Source organism: Paraclostridium sp. MRS3W1 (assembly GCF_032465715.1).
Classification (GTDB): Bacteria; Bacillota; Clostridia; order Peptostreptococcales; family Peptostreptococcaceae; genus Paraclostridium; species Paraclostridium dentum.
Genome location: NZ_JAWDJM010000173.1, coordinates 1 through 16,507, shown reverse-complemented (window position 1 = coordinate 16,507; position 16,507 = coordinate 1). Strand labels below are relative to the sequence as shown.

The window sequence follows — 16,507 nt, the reverse complement described above, 5'->3', positions numbered from 1 at the left end:
GATATATATGGTATAATTAATAGTAAAACATTTATATTGCTGTTAAAGGAAGGTAAGAGATTGATTATGAAAGGTTTTTTTGGAAAAATAGTAGAATTTATAGATAGAAACAATAAAATAATAATAAAATCTGCATTGACTGTTTTAGGCATAATTTTGATAGGAATATTTATAATGTTTACTGCTGATAATTTTAGCGTAGGTAGTGAAAGTAATAAACTTGTAGGATACATAGAAAAAAGAAACTACTCAGAGGCAATATCGTACTATGATAAAATTAAAGAAGAGTTTTCTGACACTAGAATGAATAGACTTAGTAAAAGCTTATCTAAGAAAGTAAATAAAATACTTATAACATATGGAGATAAATATATAAAAGGTGAGATAGGTAAGGATTACTTTATTTCGCTAATAAATATAATTAACGAATTAGATACAGTTTACATAGATACCGATAGTATAATTAATCAAGCCAAAAGAGTAAATGATTTATATTTACAAGAAAAAATAAGCTACAATACAGCAATGGGATATATACAAGCAGTATCAACATTAAAGATATCAAAAAATGAAATATATGTATATGCAAAAAAAATAGATGTCATAGAAGATTCAAGGAAGATTTATAACGAAGGTGTAGAAAATCAAAACAAAAAATTGTACAAAGAGGCTATTGAAGATTTTGATAAAGTTATAACTGAGGATAAAAGATACTATGAGTTGGCTCAGGATAAAAAAGAAGAATGTATAAAAGAAATGTATGATTACTATGTAGAGATGGCAAAAACAGAAAATAAAAATGGAAACTATCAAAAAGCTTTAGAATACATAGATTATCTGAAGCAATATTACTTAGATGATGATGAGTTAGACGCATTGTCTTCAGAGTTTGAGAAGAATTTAGAGATGTATAATATGACTAATGAAGAGGTAATACAGTTAATATCTAAAAAAAGTGGAATAGACGTAGCAGATTTAAAAGCTAATATATTCCAGCAAATGTTGAATGGTAGTAAATACTATTATGCTGAGACCTTTGTTGGTAAAGATAAAATAGATGAATTTTTAATTGACCCTAGAAATAAAAAGGTATACTCATATTTAGATGAACAAAAATCTTATAACAATAAATATGGAGATGGACACTGGAGAGCAGCATCAAATGGAACTGTAGAGTTTACTATAAGTAAAAGCACAGCTCAAAGTATCTTAGAAAAGAAATTAAGTGAAAAAAATGAAAAGTTTAAATATGTAACTATTGAAGAGAAAGAAAAATCATTAAAATATGTAGATAAACCAGAAGTTGTTAATAAATTTATTGGAAAGAAAAATGATATATATTATTATGCTGTAGTAAATAGAGGGTTCTTTAAATCTAAAGAAGTTTATCTAATAAATCCATACTCAAAAGAAATTTATAAAGTGGATGAAAATAGTGTAAATAAAGTTTAATAAAAGCGTGAATCCACGCTTTTATTTTTTATATTTAGATTTTGTAAAAAAATGTATACTTTTGACTAATTTGATTTAATATGGTATTTTAATAATATGATATTTTTGAGAGAGGGTGATTATTATTTTAAGGTTAAATATAGAAAACGATATAAAAAATCTACATAAAAAAATAATTGATATATCGTTAATAAGTGAAGATAGCAATGATACTACTTTTTTTAACATAGATGATGAAGAAATACATGAAACTTTAAAAACGCTTAAAAAAACGTATGTAACAAGTAATAGTAAAGATGAAACTATACTAAACTTAAAACATAAAACTAAAAAACAAAAAAAAGATATTAGAGAATTAAAATTAGAATCTTATAAAAAATATAATGAAGCATTAAATATGATTCAAAGAAAATTTATGACTAGTGCTATTGATATAATAGAAGAAGCATTAGAATTAAATCCTAAAGATGTAGACATTTTAAATTTAAAAGGTTTATTGAAACTTTTAAAATGTAACTTTGATGAAGCATTTGAAAGTTTTTATAAAAGTTCATGTTATGATAATAATGAATTAGCTAAGAAGTATGTAAATATATTAAGTTCAGAAGAATTTAATATATTTTTAAGTAGATATAATCATGCTGTAAGATTTGTAAACAATGAATTGTACCAAGAAAGTATACAAATACTTGAAAATATAAGAACGGAAGAACCTGAACTTATAGAGCCTTATTTACTTTTACACTTAATATATGAAAAATTAGGTGATAATGAAAAAGCTAATGAGTATATGGATAAGTTAAGAGAAGTTGATAAAGATAACTTATTATTTGAAAAAGATATTGTAAAAACTCCTAAAAAAGAAGAAAAGAAAGAAGCTCCAAAAAAACAGAAAAGTCACATGCCATTATATACATTAATAGCTGTATTAGTATTAGCAATTGGGGCATTATACTTAAACAATAAGAAAAAGTTGAATCATCTTAATGATCAAGTAGCTGCAAAAGAAGAAAAGTTAACAGAAACAAGTGAAAAGCTAGATAAAACAAAAGATGAATTAAAAGAAGTTAAAACGGAAACTGATAAGACAAAAGAAGAACAAGCTAAATCTGAAGTTATAGTTGGAGATGAAGAAGAACTTTTCAATCAAGCTATGGACTTTAAAAAAGAAGGAAAAAATGAAGAGGCTATAAAATATTTAGAATTAGTAGTTAAAAATGGTAAAACAAAGAAATATATATCAGAAGCTATATACCAATTAGCTCAATTAAATGAAAAAACTAAACACAATGAAGAAGCTATAAAATATTATAAAAAATATGTAAATACGTATAAACCATCAGATAATTATTATGATGACAGTTATTACAATATGGGTATGCTTTATTATAAGCAAGGAGATTTAGAGAAGGCTCAACAAACATTCTATAGTTTAAGAGCTGAAGACCCAGATAGTATGTATAATAACTCACAAGTAGAATCAATATTAAAAGAAAGATAAGAGTGCTATGCACTCTTTTTTTTATTTTAATAAATTGTATTTAGTGAAAATTTAGAAAACTGACAGTCTTATTTATATAAAAAATAATTATGATACTTATGGAATAAGCGTATTAAATTTTATAAATTTTTTATTTATATTTGAAAATTAGTATAGGAAATTAAAAAATATAATATTAATTATTAGAGAAGTGTTAATAATTAAAAAAAAGGAGGTAATATATGTCAACTAAAAAATTGTTTCTTCCTATACTAAGAGATGGAAAGTATGGTTTTATAGATAAAAATAATAACATAGTTATAAAACCAAAATTTAAATATGTGTCAGAACGATTTAGAGATGGGTATTGTATTGTAACGTATATTAAACGCATTGGAAAGTCGGTTAGATGGGTTTTTGGATACATGGAGGAAAGTGGATATAACAATATATTTTTACATTTGGATAGTGCATCGGATTTTAGTGAAGGATTATCGAGAGTTAAGATTGATGGAAAATACGGTTTTTTTGATAAAGGGTTAAACCAAGTTATAGATATAAAATTTGAAGCTGCATCAAATTTTAGTGAGGAAATGGCATCAGTGAAAATAAATAAACGATGGGGTTACATAAATAAGAAAGGAGAAGTTATAATAGAACCTACATTTAGCTATGTAAATCAATTTAAAGAAGGTATATCTTTAGTTGAGACTAAGAATAAATACGGTTATATAAACAAAACAGGAGAGTTTATTATAAAGCCTAAATTTGATATAGCTAATGATTTTTCACAAGGATTGGCAGGGGTAAGGCTAAATGATAAATGGGGTTATGTCAATAAAGATGGAGAACAAATAATAGATTTTAAATTTGATAGAGCCAAATCATTTAGTGAAGGGCTAGCTCCTATATGTATAAATGATAAATGGGGATATGTAAATACCTCTGGTGAAATCGTTATCGAACCTATATTTGACTATGCTTGTGAATTTAATGATGGTTTAGCAAGATTTAATATAGGCTCAAATGCACTTACTAGGGGTATGAGTATACCTAAAGGAGGTCTATGGGGATTTTTAAATAAAGAAGGAAAAATAAAAATACTTCCTACCTTAAAATCAGTTTCAGATTTTGAAAATGGATATGCACAGATAATTGATGGAGATAACAATAACTATATAGATAAAAATGGGGAAATTTTGATAAAATTAGGGTAAAACATACTAAAATTAGGTTTGAAAAAATAAACATATAGTAGTAATATATATATGGAAGTTAAAGGGGGTAGGAAATATCCCTTTAATTTTACAAAAAAAAGAGGAGAAGATAAATGAAATTACTAAGACAACTGGCTCTAATACTAGCTATATGGGCTGTAGGAGAATACATTAGTTCATTTTTATCAAATATAATTATTATACCTGGAAGTATAATAGGAATGGTTATATTATTTGTACTCTTAAAATCTAAAATTATAAAAGTCGAATCTATAGAAGAACTTGGAAACTTCTTTTTAGATAACATGGCTATCTTTTTCGTGCCTGCAGGGGTGTCTCTTATCAATTCACTAGATTTAATTGGTTCAAATATTATAGTTTTAGCTGCTACAATAATAATCAGTACTACTTTAGTTATGGTTATAACTGCTATCGTTGTTGAAAAAATGATAGAAATTAAGAGCAAGAAAGGACAAGGAAATGTATAACGTATTACAGACACCTATATTTGGAATTGTAGTATCTATAGTATTTTACAGTATAGGAGTGTATATTCAAAAGAAAACAAAATTAGCGGTATTCAACCCTTTGTTACTAGCTATTTTAGGAATAATATTATTTTTAAAGTTAAGTCATATTTCATATGAAAGCTATAAAATAGGAGGAGATACTATAAACTTTTTCTTATCACCTGTAACTATAGTATTAGCAATACCTCTATATAAACAATATGATTTATTAAAGAAACATTTACATGAAATTATAATAGGAATAACAACAGGTGTTTTAGTTTCATTTGCAAGTATTGTAGTTATAAGTAGGTTAACAAATTCTAATAAATTAATAATGGACTCATTATTAGGTAAATCTATAACTACACCTATGGGAATTTCTTTAACTTCTACATTAGGAGGAATTGAGTCTGTAACTATTGTTGCTATAATTTTAACGGGTATAGTAGGAGCTATGATAGCTACACCTATATTTAAATTTATAAATACTAAGCATCCAGTGTCAAAAGGTATTGCATTAGGAACAGCATCACATGCTCTAGGAACTACTAAAGCTTTAGAATTAGGAGAAATTGAAGGGGCAATGAGCGGATTAGCTATAGGGATATCAGGAACAATAACGGTAATACTAATACCTATACTAATAAACTTTTTAAAATAATATTATACATTAACAACTGATTTTGAAGGGAGAATTATAATGAGTCAGGTCAACAACACATTAGAAGAAAACATCGCGCTTAGATACCTAGTTATAATACTTGGAATAACTATTTCCTCGATAGGAATAAATGGATTTTTAAAACCAGCACACTTACTAGGTGGAGGGGTTGCTGGATTATCAGTTGCATTAAACTTTGTAACTCATATGAATATAGGGGTACTATCATTTTTAATTAACATACCTATATTTATACTAGGATTTATTTTCTTGGAAAAAGAATTTTGTATAACGAGTTTAATCAACATGATTTTATTTTCTTTTATATTAGGTATAACTCAAAATATAGGGCACTATATACCTGTAAATGATGTATTACTACAAACTGTATACGGAGGTATACTAGGTGGAGTAGGATTAGGAATCGTATTTAAAGCTAAGTCATCATTAGGAGGAACAGATATAATAGCAGCTATTTTGAAAGTAAAGAAAAATATTGCGATGAAAGATACTGGGCTTTTCATGAACTTTTTAATAGTTTGTATTGGAGCTAGCTTATTTGGATTAGAACTAGCTATGTACACTTTGATTGCGATGTTTTTAAATGTATATTCTATGAATATAGTAAAAGATATGATGAATAATCAAAAATCAGTTATGCTAATTTCTAGCAAAAGTGAAGAAATTGCCAAATGTATAATGAAAGATCTTATAAGAGGGGTTACGTTAATAGAAGCTGAGGGTGCTTACACTCATGAGAAAAAACAAATAATATACTGTATAGTTGCTTCTAATGAAATTCCTAAGATTAAAGAGATAGCATTAGAACATGATAAAAAAGCATTTATATCAGTAAATGATGTAAATGAAGTTAAAGGTAGAGGATTTAAAGAAAAATATTTATAAATTATGTATAAAAAATAAAAATAAAGATAAAATAGATTATGTGATGTATGGAATCATCACTTAACAATATCTAGATTTGTTTAATTCGGGTTGACTATAAAATATATACATAATAGTTTCTAGAGTGTAAATTTTTATTTGTGCGTAAAAAATTTAGAGCGGATTACTAGAAAAAATTAAATTAAGATCGAAAAATAAAACAAAGAGCATGCGTTTTTGCGTGCTCTTTGTTTTATTTTGTTTATTTAAAAGACTAAAATTTAGTGAAACTATAGAAAAAAAGTAGAATTTTAATATATAATAATATTAAACATGAAAAAATGTAATTTGGAAGTGGTGGGGTAGTTATATGAATGCAGAAGTAAATAACAAAGACTTAATAGAAATATACAAAAAAACTGTACATAACATAGAAAAAGAAGTTAAGCGTATAAGTTTTTTTAATAAGTTTAGATTAAAAAAATCATCGCACTGCAAACAAGAGGTACTAGCATTAGAAAATGGGCAAGGCATACATGTACCTAATACAGATAATTCTGGTGAAAAAGCTTCCGGTAGAATACATACATTCTATAATGGAGATAAATATATAGGCAAATTAATAGATGGACAAATGACAGGAAAAGGAACATATATTTTTTTACAAGATGATGGAAGTGAACTTGAATATGTAGGCGATTTTAAAGATGATATGAAAAATGGAAATGGAGTATGTGAATTACCTAATAAGTGCTTGTATATAGGTCAATGGAAAGATGATGTCATGGAAGGTATAGGAAAAATGATTTATTCAAGTGATGATGAATATTTAGGTAATTGGAAACATGGCAAAAAAGAAGGTCATGGGATATATACATGGAAAGATAGTGGTATGTATATAGGTGAGTTTAAACATGGCAAAATGGAAGGAATAGGAACTTGTTATGATTATAATGGATTTATAATATATGAAGGCGAGTTTAAGAATAATTTACCTCATGGTCAAGGTGTTTACACATGGCCAGATAATAAAAGGTATGTAGGTGAGTTTAAACACGGTAAAAGACATGGATTTGGAACTTTTTATATAAATGATGAAATATCTTATCAAGGAAATTGGAAGTTTGATAAGCCTAGTATTTTTAATAAAAGTTTAGATGAACTTATATCAAGTATAAAATAGACTAGCAGATTTATAGGCTAGTCTATTTTTTCGTTTAAGGAGAATACAGTCAAGTGTTTAGTGTATATAGCTACTAAAATAAACTAAATTTTTATACTTACTTTATTTGCTAAACAAGAATATAAATATAAATAAATGTATATAATTAAAAAACGTTACAAATAGTTATTATAACGAGGAAGTGATTGTTTGAAAAAATTATTATATTTAATGATATTTATATTAACGATATGTATATTTATAGATAAAACCAACATTGATTTTGATTTGAATTTTAAACAAAATAAAGAAGTTAGAGATGCAAGTCAAAATGAAGAAGTAAAAGCTGTGATATCTTTAAATGACACGAGCATAAAAAGATATATGGAAATTAAAATTGGAGATACAGAAGAAAGCGTAATAAGCAAAATTGGAAAGCCTAATAGAAAAGATATAAGTGAGTATGGCTTTGATTGGTATGTATACAACAATGTTAAAAAGAATTTTGCTATGGTAGGAATAAAAAATCAAAAAGTAGTAGCTCTTTATAGCAACTCTATAGACTCATCTGATATAAATGGAATAAAACTCGGAGACAGTATTGATTTTACTAGAGAAAATCATAAATCAATAGAATATAAGAAAAAAGGAAATACTAAATTTATGATTGATTCTAGAGATCAATTTGATATTTTTATAGAAGATAATAAATACATTACTGTATTTTATGATTTATACAATGAAAGTAAAGTTACATCATATCAAGTTATAGACAAGTATATTGAAGAAAGTTCAAAAGATATTTATCCTAAATATAGTGAGGAGTTAAAAATTAGTTTTGAAAAACAAACTATAGATCTTATAAATAGTGTTAGAGATAGAGAAAATTTAAATAGATTAAGTTTTGACTCTAAAGCTAGTGTTAGTGCTCTAAAACATAGCGAGGATATGAGAGATGAAAACTATTTTGATCATGAAAATAAAAAAGGACAAAGTCCTTTTGATAGAATGAAAAAAGAACACATAAGATACAGCTTAGCTGGTGAAAATATAGCTGCAGGGCAAATAAATGCTATTTATGCTCATGAAGCATTAATGAACTCTATAGGGCATAGAAAAAATATTTTAGGTGACTATAAAAATATAGGAGTAGGAGTTAGTTTTGGAGGACATTATAAATTATATTACACTCAAAACTTTTTTAGTGAATAATTGACATAATGAAAGGAAGTACAAAAATGAAAAATAAAAAATTTAGACTGTACTCAATAATTTTAATAGCTGCATTTTTTATGATATCTATTACTAAAGTATCATTTTGTGAAAAAAATGAAGAAGTATTTATAAAAAACGGACCTAGAGACAAAAAATATTTAGCTATAACTTTTGATGATGGACCTCACCCAAAAGAAACTGATGAAGTTTTAGATGTGTTAAAAAAACACGATGTAAAAGCTACTTTTTTTATAGCTGGAAAACATGCAAATTGGTATAGTAAACCTCTTGTTAGAGCTAGCAAAGAAGGTCATGAGATAGGAAATCACACTTTTAATCATCCTGATATTTCAAATTTATCAAATGATCAATTAGAAAAAGAAATTTTAAAATGCGAGGAAATAATAGTTAAAATGACTGGCAAAAAGCCAACTTTATTTAGACCTCCATATGGAAGTTTTAAAAAGGAAGAGTTAGCTAAAATAGCAGAAAAACACGGATATAAAGTTGTATTATGGGATCATGTAGATGCAAAGGATTGGAAAAATCCAGGAGCTAATAATATAGCAAATGAAATAATAAATAATGTTGAAAATGGAGATATAATTTTACTTCATGACTATGCCACAAATAACACTGTAGAAGCTCTAGATATATTTATACCTGAAATGCAAAAAAGAGGTTATAAATTTGTAACCGTATCAGAACTTTATGAATAAAATAAATTTAATATAAAAAATTAAAAATAGATTCACTTTTTTAGAAATTTTAATATTATATAATAAGACTATTTCTAAAAAGGATGAAGTGTATGTATAACAAAGTATTTGAAAAAAAAGAATTCATTATATTTCAAGTTAAAGAAGGTTATATAGCTTATAACACTAAGAAAACATTTGAAGAAGGACATACACATTTAAAAAACTTTAACGCAGCTAAAAAGGCTATAGACTTAGTCATAAATAAAAAGATACCAAAAAGCACAAATGCATATTATCTAACTAGTTTAATCAGGTTAACTAATGATGATAAATACGTTGACAAGATAAATGAACTTATAGAAACTAGAAGTAAAAAAGGAAAGAAAGAAAAATATTATAACGTAGGTTATAGATGGAGTAAAAGGAGCTGTTAAGCTCCTTTTTTAATTTATCTAACTTTAGAAAAGTTTAAATTGATTTCTTTATTTTCATATATTATTAAAGATGATATGCCTTGTCTGTCATAAGATTTCATAGTCTTTAAGGCTTCTTTTTTAGACATAGGTGAAGATATTGATTTTGTATCAGATCTTATTATAATATATTTATTCATTGCAAAGCCTCCTGATAATGTATAAATTAGTAAGTATATCAATACTAGTTTTTGATTAAGCAAAATAAATATACTAAACATATTACCAATAATTTCACCAAAAACGACTATATTGACATGGATTTCTTAACAAAGATATAATTAACTTGTAAGAAAAATAAAAAAAATAAAAAATAAATAAATTTTATGAAGTTTGTTGAGATGGAGGGGGTATTTTATGATATTAATGATAGATAATTATGATTCTTTTGTTTATAATTTAGTTCAGTTTTTAGGTGAGCTAGGAGAAGAAATTATAGTAAAAAGAAATGATGAAATAACTATAAAGGATATAGAAAATCTGGATCCTGAGATTATTGTTTTATCACCAGGACCTTGCTCTCCTAAAGAGGCGGGTATATGTGTTGATTTAGTAAATCACTTTAAAGGAATTAAACCAATTTTAGGAATATGCTTAGGACATCAGATAATAGGACATGCATTTGGAGGAAATATAATCAAAGCTAATGAGCCTGTACATGGAAAGGTTCATCCTATAGAACATATCAATAAAGGTGTATTTAGAAATTTAAAAAATCCGTTGAATGTGACTAGGTATCATTCTCTAATAATAGATGAAAGTTCATTGCCAGATGAGTTAGAAGTTACAGCAAAAACAAAAGATGGAGAAATTATGGGAGTTAGATCTAAAAATTACCATATAGAAGGTGTCCAGTTCCATCCAGAAGCAATTTTATCTGAGCAAGGACATGATATATTAAGAAACTTTATAAATCAATTTAGAGGGAATGAGGAGGTCAAATAGATGTTAAAAGAAATTTATACAGATCTAAATGCATTTGAAATATATACTTTATTTAAAGATGAAAAAGACAGTTTTATATTAGATAGTGGTATGGATGAAAAAAAATTGGGAAGATACTCGTTTATAAGCTCAAGACCATTTGATTGTATAAAGCTAAAAAATTGCAAGGAAAATCCCTTGGATAAATTAAAAGAAAAATTAGATAGATATAAGGTTGAAAATAATACTGAAATTCCGTTTATAGGAGGAGCAGTAGGATACTTATCTTATGATATAGGAAATTATATAGAAAAATTGCCAAGAACAGCTATAGATGATACCGATGTATATGATTTATATTTTGGATTTTATAATTTTGTAATAGTTGTAGATCATTTATTGAATAAGACTTTTATAGCAACTCCTGGTATTGATGAAGAAATAGAGTCTAATATATTAAAAGATATAGAGATGAAAATTTTAAATGCTAATAAAAAAGATTTAGAATTTGATAAAAATGAAAATATAGATGAAGTTAAATTAAGTTCTAACTTTAAAAAAAGTGAGTACATAAATGCAATAGAAAAAGTTAGAGATTACATAAAACAAGGCGATATATACCAAGCAAATCTAACTCAGAGATTTTCAGGAAAAATTAATTTATCTAGCTATCAATTATACAAGCGATTACGTGATGTAAGTAAAGCTCCATTTGCTGCTTTCTTAAATTTTGAAAACTATCAAGTTTTATCAAACTCACCAGAAAGATTTATTAAATGTATAGATAACACTATAGAAGCAAGACCTATAAAAGGAACTAGACCTAGGGGCAAAACAGTAGAAGAAGATATTAGACTTCAAGAAGAATTAAGAAACAGTGAAAAAGATAAGGCTGAACTACTCATGATAGTAGATTTAGAAAGAAATGACTTAGGAAAAGTATCTAAAATAGGAACAGTTAAGGTACCTGAGTTATTTGTTATAGAACCTTATGCAAATGTTAGTCATTTAGTATCTACGGTAACTGGGAAGCTTAAAGATTCTTTAAGCAGTACAGATATTATAAAGGCAACATTCCCTGGAGGGTCAATAACTGGAGCACCTAAAATAAGAGCTATGGAAATAATAGATGAATTAGAACCTACACAGAGAAATGTATATACTGGTTCAGTAGGATATATAGGGTTTAATGGAGATATGGATTTTAATATTGCTATAAGAACTTTAATTAAAAAAGATAAAAATATATTTTTCCAGGTTGGTGGAGGAATAACATGGGACTCTAATCCAGAAGAGGAATACCAAGAAACATTAGATAAAGCTAAATCTATAATGAAAGCAGTTAGAGGATATTATGAAGAATAATGTATCATTTAACAGTCAATTAACTAAATTTGGAATTGGAGTATTTGAAACCATAAAAATTAAAGATGGGCATCCCATGTACTTAGGTTTACATTTAGATAGGATATTTAAATCTATAAATGATTTGGATTTGGATATAAATGAAAGTAGAAGTTTTATAGAAACAAAAATAATAGAATATATAAAATGTGAAAAAATAAACAATAAAGCACTTAGATTGACTATGTTCGATGAAGGGTACAATTTGTCAATTAGAGATATTGTTTACAATCAAGAAATATACAACAGAGGATTTAAGCTATGCATCTCGCCTATAACAAGAGGAGATAGCATAATATATAGACATAAAACTACTAATTACTTTGAAAGCATATATACTAAAAAGTTTGCAGCTGATAATGGATGTGATGATGCTATTTTTACAGATTGTTATGGTAGGATTTTAGAGTGTTCTATGAGTAATATATTTTTTATAAAAGAAGGTAAAATATATACTCCACATGAAAGACTACCTATCTTAAATGGAACTATGAAAAGAAGGATTATGGAGTTATGTGTAGAACTAAAAATTAATATAGAACAATGTGATATAAAAATAACGGATATGGAAAAATTCGAGTTTTGCTTTTTAAGTAATAGTTTAATGGGAGTTATGAAAGTAAGTCAAATAAATAAAATAAAATTCGAATGTTTTAATAATATTTTTGAAAAATTATGGAGCAAAATTAATGATTAAAAACTTTATCAAAACCTATGAACAAAAAATAAAAAATATTAAAGATGATGAAAACACAATAGCTATATTTTTAGTAGGATCAAGTAAAGATATATACAATAAAAAAAATATCGAAAATATAACAGATATAGATCTTTTTATAGTTTGTGAACAAAATGAAGATCAAATTAGAAGACAAGAACAATTTAATGGCGTAGAATTTGATATTAATAAATTTTCTAAAAGATATATTGAATTTATGATAGAGAATAAAGAATACTTTTTTATAAATGAAATGAGAAATGCAAAAGTTATATATGATAAAAAAAATATATCTGATAAACTAATTTACTTATCTAAAGAAAAATATAATGAAGGTCCTAAAAAATTATCTAATGAAGAAATACTTGTAATGGAAAACACTATACTAGAGAATATATCTAGGTTAGAGAAAAAAGATGATTTTGAAAATTATGAATATGAGTTTTTGACTAATATATATCTAAAAGATATAATAAAGGGATACTTTATTATAAGTGGCAAATGGATGCCTAAGGATAAAAAAATATTTAAATATTTAAGTGAAAATGAAAAAAATTTATTTGAATTGTCAAAAAACGTGTATAAAGACTATAACTATAATAATCTTAAAAAAGTATATGAATATGTATTTAAAAAAGATTAGATGTGAAAAATAATTACTAATTTTAAGGGGGGCAATTATATGCATAATGTAGATAAGAAAAAAATAGAAAATGCTGTAAGAGATATTTTAGAAGCTATAGGTGAAGATCCAAATAGAGAAGGATTACTAGATACTCCAAGTAGGGTTGCCAAAATGTATGAAGAGATATTTTCAGGAATACATAAAGACCCTAGAGATCATTTGAAAATACTTTTCCAATCTGAAGAACATGAAGAATTAGTTTTAGTTAAAGATATACCTTTTTATTCTTGTTGTGAACATCACTTAGTTCCATTCTTTGGGAAAGCACATGTTGCATATCTACCTAAAGATGGTAGATTAACTGGTCTTTCTAAATTAGCTAGAGTAATTGAGGACCTAGCGAAAAGACCTCAACTTCAAGAGAGAATAACTAAAGATACAGCAGACATTATAATGGAAGAATTAAAACCATATGGAGTTATAGTTGTAGTTGAAGCTGAACATATGTGTATGACTATGAGAGGTGTAAAAAAACCAGGATCTAAAACTATAACCTCAGCAGTAAGAGGTATATTTGAAAAGAACATAGCTGCAAGAGCAGAAGCTATGAGCTTAATTAACATGAGATAGGAGCGGTTAGATGTTTGAATATGGCAAAAAAACTTATATAATGGGAATTTTAAATGTTACTCCAGATAGTTTTTCAGATGGAGGAAGTTATACAAGTATAGAAAAAGCTTTAAATCATGCCAAAGAAATGATAGATAGTGGAGCAGATATAATAGATTTAGGTGGAGAATCAACTAGACCCGGACACCAAATAGTAGATGCTGAAGAAGAATTGAGAAGAGTTTTACCGGTTGTTAAAGAATTAAAAAAACAGCTAAATGTTAAAGTTTCTGTAGATACATATAAAGCTATTGTAGCAGAAGAAACTTTAAAGTTAGGTGCTGATATGATAAATGATGTTTGGGGGCTTAGAAAAGATCCAAATATGGCAAGTGTTATAGCAAAACATGATGCTCATGTATGTATAATGCATAATCAAGATGGAACAGATTATGATAAAGATATAATGGAATCTATTAAGGAATTTTTAATAGAAAGTATAAAAATAGCTAAAAGTGCTGGAATAGATGATAGAAAAATTGTGCTAGACCCAGGTATAGGATTTGGAAAAACATTAGAACAAAATATAGAGGTTATGGCAAGGCTAGATGAATTAAAAGATCTAGGATATCCAATTCTTCTAGGTACATCAAGAAAGTCGATGATAGGAAAAATTTTAGATTTAGAACCTAAAGATAGAGTGGAAGGAACTATAGCGACTACCGTATTAGGAATTAAATCTGGAGTGGATATTGTTAGAGTACATGATGTATTAGAAAATATAAGAGCGATAAAAGTGGCAGATGCTATATGCAGAAGGTAGGTATAAAATGGATAAAATATTATTAAGCAATATGGGGTTTTATGGCTATCATGGAGTTTTTAAAGAAGAAAGTGTATTAGGACAAAAGTTTTTTATAGATATGGAGTTATATCTAGATACAAAAGAAGCAGGCTTAACTGATCAAATGGAAAAATCTGTAAGTTATGGCGATGTATATGAGCTAGTAAAAAAAATAGTAGAGAATAAAAGGTTTAACTTACTAGAAGCCTTAGCTGAGAACATATCTAAAGAAGTTTTAGGTGAGTTTGAATTAATTCAAGAGGTCATGGTTCGAGTGAAAAAACCAGAAGCTCCTGTTCCAGGTATTTATGATTACTTTGGAGTTGAGATAAGGAGAAGTAGAGATGAGTAAGTCTTATTTAGGTTTAGGAACTAATATAGGAGATAGAATAAGGTATATAAATGAAGCTTTAAAAATTTTAAATTCTAATCCAAACATAAATATAACTAAAAAGTCAAAGCTTTATGAAACAAAAGCTTGGGGGTATAAAGATCAAGCAGATTTTTTGAATATGTGTATTGAAATAGAGACAAGCTTAAATCCGTATGAACTTTTAAATGCTTGTCAGGGTGTAGAGAAAGATTTAAACAGAGAAAGAAAAATCAGATGGGGGCCAAGAACAATAGATGTTGATATATTATTTTTTAATGATATAATTTTACAAGAAGAAAATTTAGAAATTCCTCATCCAAGAATAAAGGAAAGAGCATTTGTATTGATACCACTTATAGATTTAAATGATAAACTAAAAATAGATAATATAAGTATAAATGAGTACCTAAAATCTTTGACGACTGAGGAAAGAGAAGAAGTAAAGGAGTTTATAGGTAATGAAAAATCTATTTAGTAATGATTTAAATATAAATATAACTGAGAATTTAGAAATACCAAATGATAAAATTATAATGGCAGGGCCTTGTGCTATAGAAAGTTATGAACAACTTTTAGAAACTGCAAAATTTATAAAATCAAATGGGGCAAATATGTTAAGAGGTGGAGCTTTTAAACCAAGAACATCTCCAAAATCTTTTCAAGGTTTAAAAGAAGAAGGATTAGAGATTTTAAAAGCTGTAAAGAAAGAAACTAATTTACCTGTTATAACTGAACTTATGGATGCTAGAGACTTAGACAAGTTATATGAAGTAGCAGATGTAATTCAGATAGGGTCTAGAAATATGCAAAACTTTACTCTTTTAAGTGAAGTAGGGAAACAAGATAAACCGGTAATGTTAAAAAGAGGTATAAGTTCTACAATAACAGAATGGATAGGGGCAGCTGAATATATTGCAATAGGTGGAAATAATAAAATAATAATGTGTGAAAGAGGAATAAGAACATATAATGATTATACTAGAAACACATTAGATATAGCAGCAGTACCTATAATAAAAAAAGAAACAAATCTTCCTGTTATAGTAGATCCTAGCCATGCAACTGGAGTTAGATATTTAGTTAAACCAATGTCTATAGCTTCACTAGCAGCAGGAGCAGATGGTATAATGGTTGAAGTTCATCCTAACCCAGATGAAGCTTTATCAGATGGACCTCAATCTCTTAGATTTGAAGAATTTAAAGATTTAATGGAAAGTATAAAAAAATTATAAAAAATTAAGAGGCTTTAAGC

The 16,507-nt window shown here is 26.8% G+C and carries 20 protein-coding genes; 19 read left to right on the top strand and 1 reads right to left on the bottom strand.

What is annotated here, in order from left to right; translation table 11 throughout:
• The 10 genes from RWY47_RS14810 to RWY47_RS14765 all read left to right on the top strand — a co-directional run.
• On the top strand, positions 1 to 1,452 hold a 1,452-nt coding region (locus tag RWY47_RS14810), incomplete at its 5' end, for a hypothetical protein (protein ID WP_316030360.1).
• Positions 1,453 to 1,567: 115 nt separating this feature from the next.
• Positions 1,568 to 2,953, top strand: coding sequence for a tetratricopeptide repeat protein (locus RWY47_RS14805; RefSeq protein ID WP_224170726.1), 1,386 nt, complete (start codon positions 1,568 to 1,570; stop codon positions 2,951 to 2,953).
• A gap of 221 nt (positions 2,954 to 3,174) precedes the next feature.
• The gene (locus tag RWY47_RS14800; RefSeq protein WP_150842580.1) at positions 3,175 to 4,149 is read left to right on the top strand and encodes a WG repeat-containing protein; all 975 of its coding nucleotides are present in this window, start codon (positions 3,175 to 3,177) and stop codon (positions 4,147 to 4,149) included.
• Between the two features lie 113 nt (positions 4,150 to 4,262).
• Positions 4,263 to 4,637 carry a CidA/LrgA family protein gene (locus RWY47_RS14795; RefSeq protein WP_021432575.1) on the top strand — a complete coding sequence of 125 codons (375 nt, stop codon included), beginning with the start codon at positions 4,263 to 4,265 and terminating at the stop codon, positions 4,635 to 4,637.
• On the top strand, positions 4,630 to 5,322 hold the full coding sequence (locus tag RWY47_RS14790) for an LrgB family protein (RefSeq protein ID WP_021429213.1): 693 nt from the start codon (positions 4,630 to 4,632) through the stop codon (positions 5,320 to 5,322). The genes RWY47_RS14795 and RWY47_RS14790 overlap by 8 nt, the downstream gene beginning before the upstream one ends.
• Positions 5,323 to 5,361: 39 nt before the next feature.
• Positions 5,362 to 6,228 (top strand): YitT family protein, encoded by an 867-nt coding sequence (locus RWY47_RS14785; RefSeq protein WP_021429085.1) that lies wholly within the window; start codon positions 5,362 to 5,364, stop codon positions 6,226 to 6,228.
• A gap of 349 nt (positions 6,229 to 6,577) precedes the next feature.
• Positions 6,578 to 7,390, top strand: coding sequence for an MORN repeat-containing protein (locus RWY47_RS14780; protein ID WP_114542983.1), 813 nt, complete (start codon positions 6,578 to 6,580; stop codon positions 7,388 to 7,390).
• Positions 7,391 to 7,579: 189 nt separating this feature from the next.
• Positions 7,580 to 8,581 carry a CAP-associated domain-containing protein gene (locus RWY47_RS14775; protein WP_150842581.1) on the top strand — a complete coding sequence of 334 codons (1,002 nt, stop codon included), beginning with the start codon at positions 7,580 to 7,582 and terminating at the stop codon, positions 8,579 to 8,581.
• Positions 8,582 to 8,607: 26 nt separating this feature from the next.
• The gene (locus tag RWY47_RS14770; RefSeq protein ID WP_021428958.1) at positions 8,608 to 9,303 is read left to right on the top strand and encodes a polysaccharide deacetylase family protein; all 696 of its coding nucleotides are present in this window, start codon (positions 8,608 to 8,610) and stop codon (positions 9,301 to 9,303) included.
• A gap of 92 nt (positions 9,304 to 9,395) precedes the next feature.
• Complete coding sequence (locus RWY47_RS14765) at positions 9,396 to 9,719, top strand: hypothetical protein (RefSeq protein WP_021429202.1); 324 nt, start codon at positions 9,396 to 9,398, stop codon at positions 9,717 to 9,719.
• Between the two features lie 14 nt (positions 9,720 to 9,733).
• Here RWY47_RS14765 and RWY47_RS14760 read toward each other — a convergent pair whose 3' ends face one another.
• On the bottom strand, positions 9,734 to 9,898 hold the full coding sequence (locus RWY47_RS14760) for a hypothetical protein (protein ID WP_021429032.1): 165 nt from the start codon (positions 9,896 to 9,898) through the stop codon (positions 9,734 to 9,736).
• A gap of 217 nt (positions 9,899 to 10,115) precedes the next feature.
• On the opposite strand from RWY47_RS14760, the gene RWY47_RS14755 reads away from it, so the two are divergent.
• The 9 genes from RWY47_RS14755 to aroF are packed head-to-tail and all read left to right on the top strand — an operon-like array spanning position 10,116 to position 16,487.
• The gene (locus tag RWY47_RS14755; RefSeq protein ID WP_035117839.1) at positions 10,116 to 10,703 is read left to right on the top strand and encodes an anthranilate synthase component II; all 588 of its coding nucleotides are present in this window, start codon (positions 10,116 to 10,118) and stop codon (positions 10,701 to 10,703) included.
• Complete coding sequence (gene pabB / locus RWY47_RS14750) at positions 10,704 to 12,047, top strand: aminodeoxychorismate synthase component I (RefSeq protein ID WP_150842582.1); 1,344 nt, start codon at positions 10,704 to 10,706, stop codon at positions 12,045 to 12,047.
• Positions 12,037 to 12,783 (top strand): aminotransferase class IV, encoded by a 747-nt coding sequence (locus RWY47_RS14745; protein ID WP_150842583.1) that lies wholly within the window; start codon positions 12,037 to 12,039, stop codon positions 12,781 to 12,783. Before pabB ends, RWY47_RS14745 begins: the two co-directional genes overlap by 11 nt.
• On the top strand, positions 12,776 to 13,447 hold the full coding sequence (locus RWY47_RS14740; RefSeq protein WP_021429138.1) for a hypothetical protein: 672 nt from the start codon (positions 12,776 to 12,778) through the stop codon (positions 13,445 to 13,447). The genes RWY47_RS14745 and RWY47_RS14740 overlap by 8 nt, the downstream gene beginning before the upstream one ends.
• Before the next feature lie 39 nt (positions 13,448 to 13,486).
• The gene (folE, locus tag RWY47_RS14735; RefSeq protein WP_021429004.1) at positions 13,487 to 14,059 is read left to right on the top strand and encodes a GTP cyclohydrolase I FolE; all 573 of its coding nucleotides are present in this window, start codon (positions 13,487 to 13,489) and stop codon (positions 14,057 to 14,059) included.
• 10 nt (positions 14,060 to 14,069) lie between these two features.
• Positions 14,070 to 14,861, top strand: coding sequence for a dihydropteroate synthase (folP, locus tag RWY47_RS14730; protein ID WP_021428985.1), 792 nt, complete (start codon positions 14,070 to 14,072; stop codon positions 14,859 to 14,861).
• A 7-nt stretch (positions 14,862 to 14,868) separates the two neighbouring features.
• Positions 14,869 to 15,234: a dihydroneopterin aldolase gene (gene folB / locus RWY47_RS14725; RefSeq protein WP_021428960.1), complete on the top strand. Its 366-nt coding sequence runs from the start codon at positions 14,869 to 14,871 to the stop codon at positions 15,232 to 15,234.
• Positions 15,227 to 15,730, top strand: a complete 504-nt coding sequence (gene folK / locus RWY47_RS14720) for a 2-amino-4-hydroxy-6-hydroxymethyldihydropteridine diphosphokinase (RefSeq protein WP_025162225.1) — start codon at positions 15,227 to 15,229, stop codon at positions 15,728 to 15,730. The genes folB and folK overlap by 8 nt, the downstream gene beginning before the upstream one ends.
• Entirely contained in the window at positions 15,714 to 16,487 is a 774-nt protein-coding gene (gene aroF, locus RWY47_RS14715; protein WP_224170727.1) for a 3-deoxy-7-phosphoheptulonate synthase, read from the top strand. The genes folK and aroF overlap by 17 nt, the downstream gene beginning before the upstream one ends.
• Positions 16,488 to 16,507 lie beyond the last annotated feature (20 nt).

Bases quoted from the DNA above. Each gene is read 5' to 3' on its own strand.
- RWY47_RS14780 (WP_114542983.1), top strand. From the start codon at position 6,578: ATGAATGCAGAAGTAAATAACAAAGACTTAATAGAAATATACAAAAAA.
- RWY47_RS14800 (WP_150842580.1), top strand. From the start codon at position 3,175: ATGTCAACTAAAAAATTGTTTCTTCCTATACTAAGAGATGGAAAGTAT.
- RWY47_RS14745 (WP_150842583.1), top strand. From the start codon at position 12,037: ATGAAGAATAATGTATCATTTAACAGTCAATTAACTAAATTTGGAATT.
- folP (WP_021428985.1), top strand. From the start codon at position 14,070: ATGTTTGAATATGGCAAAAAAACTTATATAATGGGAATTTTAAATGTT.
- RWY47_RS14795 (WP_021432575.1), top strand. From the start codon at position 4,263: ATGAAATTACTAAGACAACTGGCTCTAATACTAGCTATATGGGCTGTA.
- RWY47_RS14760 (WP_021429032.1), bottom strand. From the start codon at position 9,898: ATGAATAAATATATTATAATAAGATCTGATACAAAATCAATATCTTCA.
- aroF (WP_224170727.1), top strand. From the start codon at position 15,714: ATGAAAAATCTATTTAGTAATGATTTAAATATAAATATAACTGAGAAT.
- RWY47_RS14740 (WP_021429138.1), top strand. From the start codon at position 12,776: ATGATTAAAAACTTTATCAAAACCTATGAACAAAAAATAAAAAATATT.
- RWY47_RS14785 (WP_021429085.1), top strand. From the start codon at position 5,362: ATGAGTCAGGTCAACAACACATTAGAAGAAAACATCGCGCTTAGATAC.
- folE (WP_021429004.1), top strand. From the start codon at position 13,487: ATGCATAATGTAGATAAGAAAAAAATAGAAAATGCTGTAAGAGATATT.
- RWY47_RS14790 (WP_021429213.1), top strand. From the start codon at position 4,630: ATGTATAACGTATTACAGACACCTATATTTGGAATTGTAGTATCTATA.
- folB (WP_021428960.1), top strand. From the start codon at position 14,869: ATGGATAAAATATTATTAAGCAATATGGGGTTTTATGGCTATCATGGA.
- RWY47_RS14755 (WP_035117839.1), top strand. From the start codon at position 10,116: ATGATATTAATGATAGATAATTATGATTCTTTTGTTTATAATTTAGTT.
- pabB (WP_150842582.1), top strand. From the start codon at position 10,704: ATGTTAAAAGAAATTTATACAGATCTAAATGCATTTGAAATATATACT.
- RWY47_RS14770 (WP_021428958.1), top strand. From the start codon at position 8,608: ATGAAAAATAAAAAATTTAGACTGTACTCAATAATTTTAATAGCTGCA.
- RWY47_RS14765 (WP_021429202.1), top strand. From the start codon at position 9,396: ATGTATAACAAAGTATTTGAAAAAAAAGAATTCATTATATTTCAAGTT.
- folK (WP_025162225.1), top strand. From the start codon at position 15,227: ATGAGTAAGTCTTATTTAGGTTTAGGAACTAATATAGGAGATAGAATA.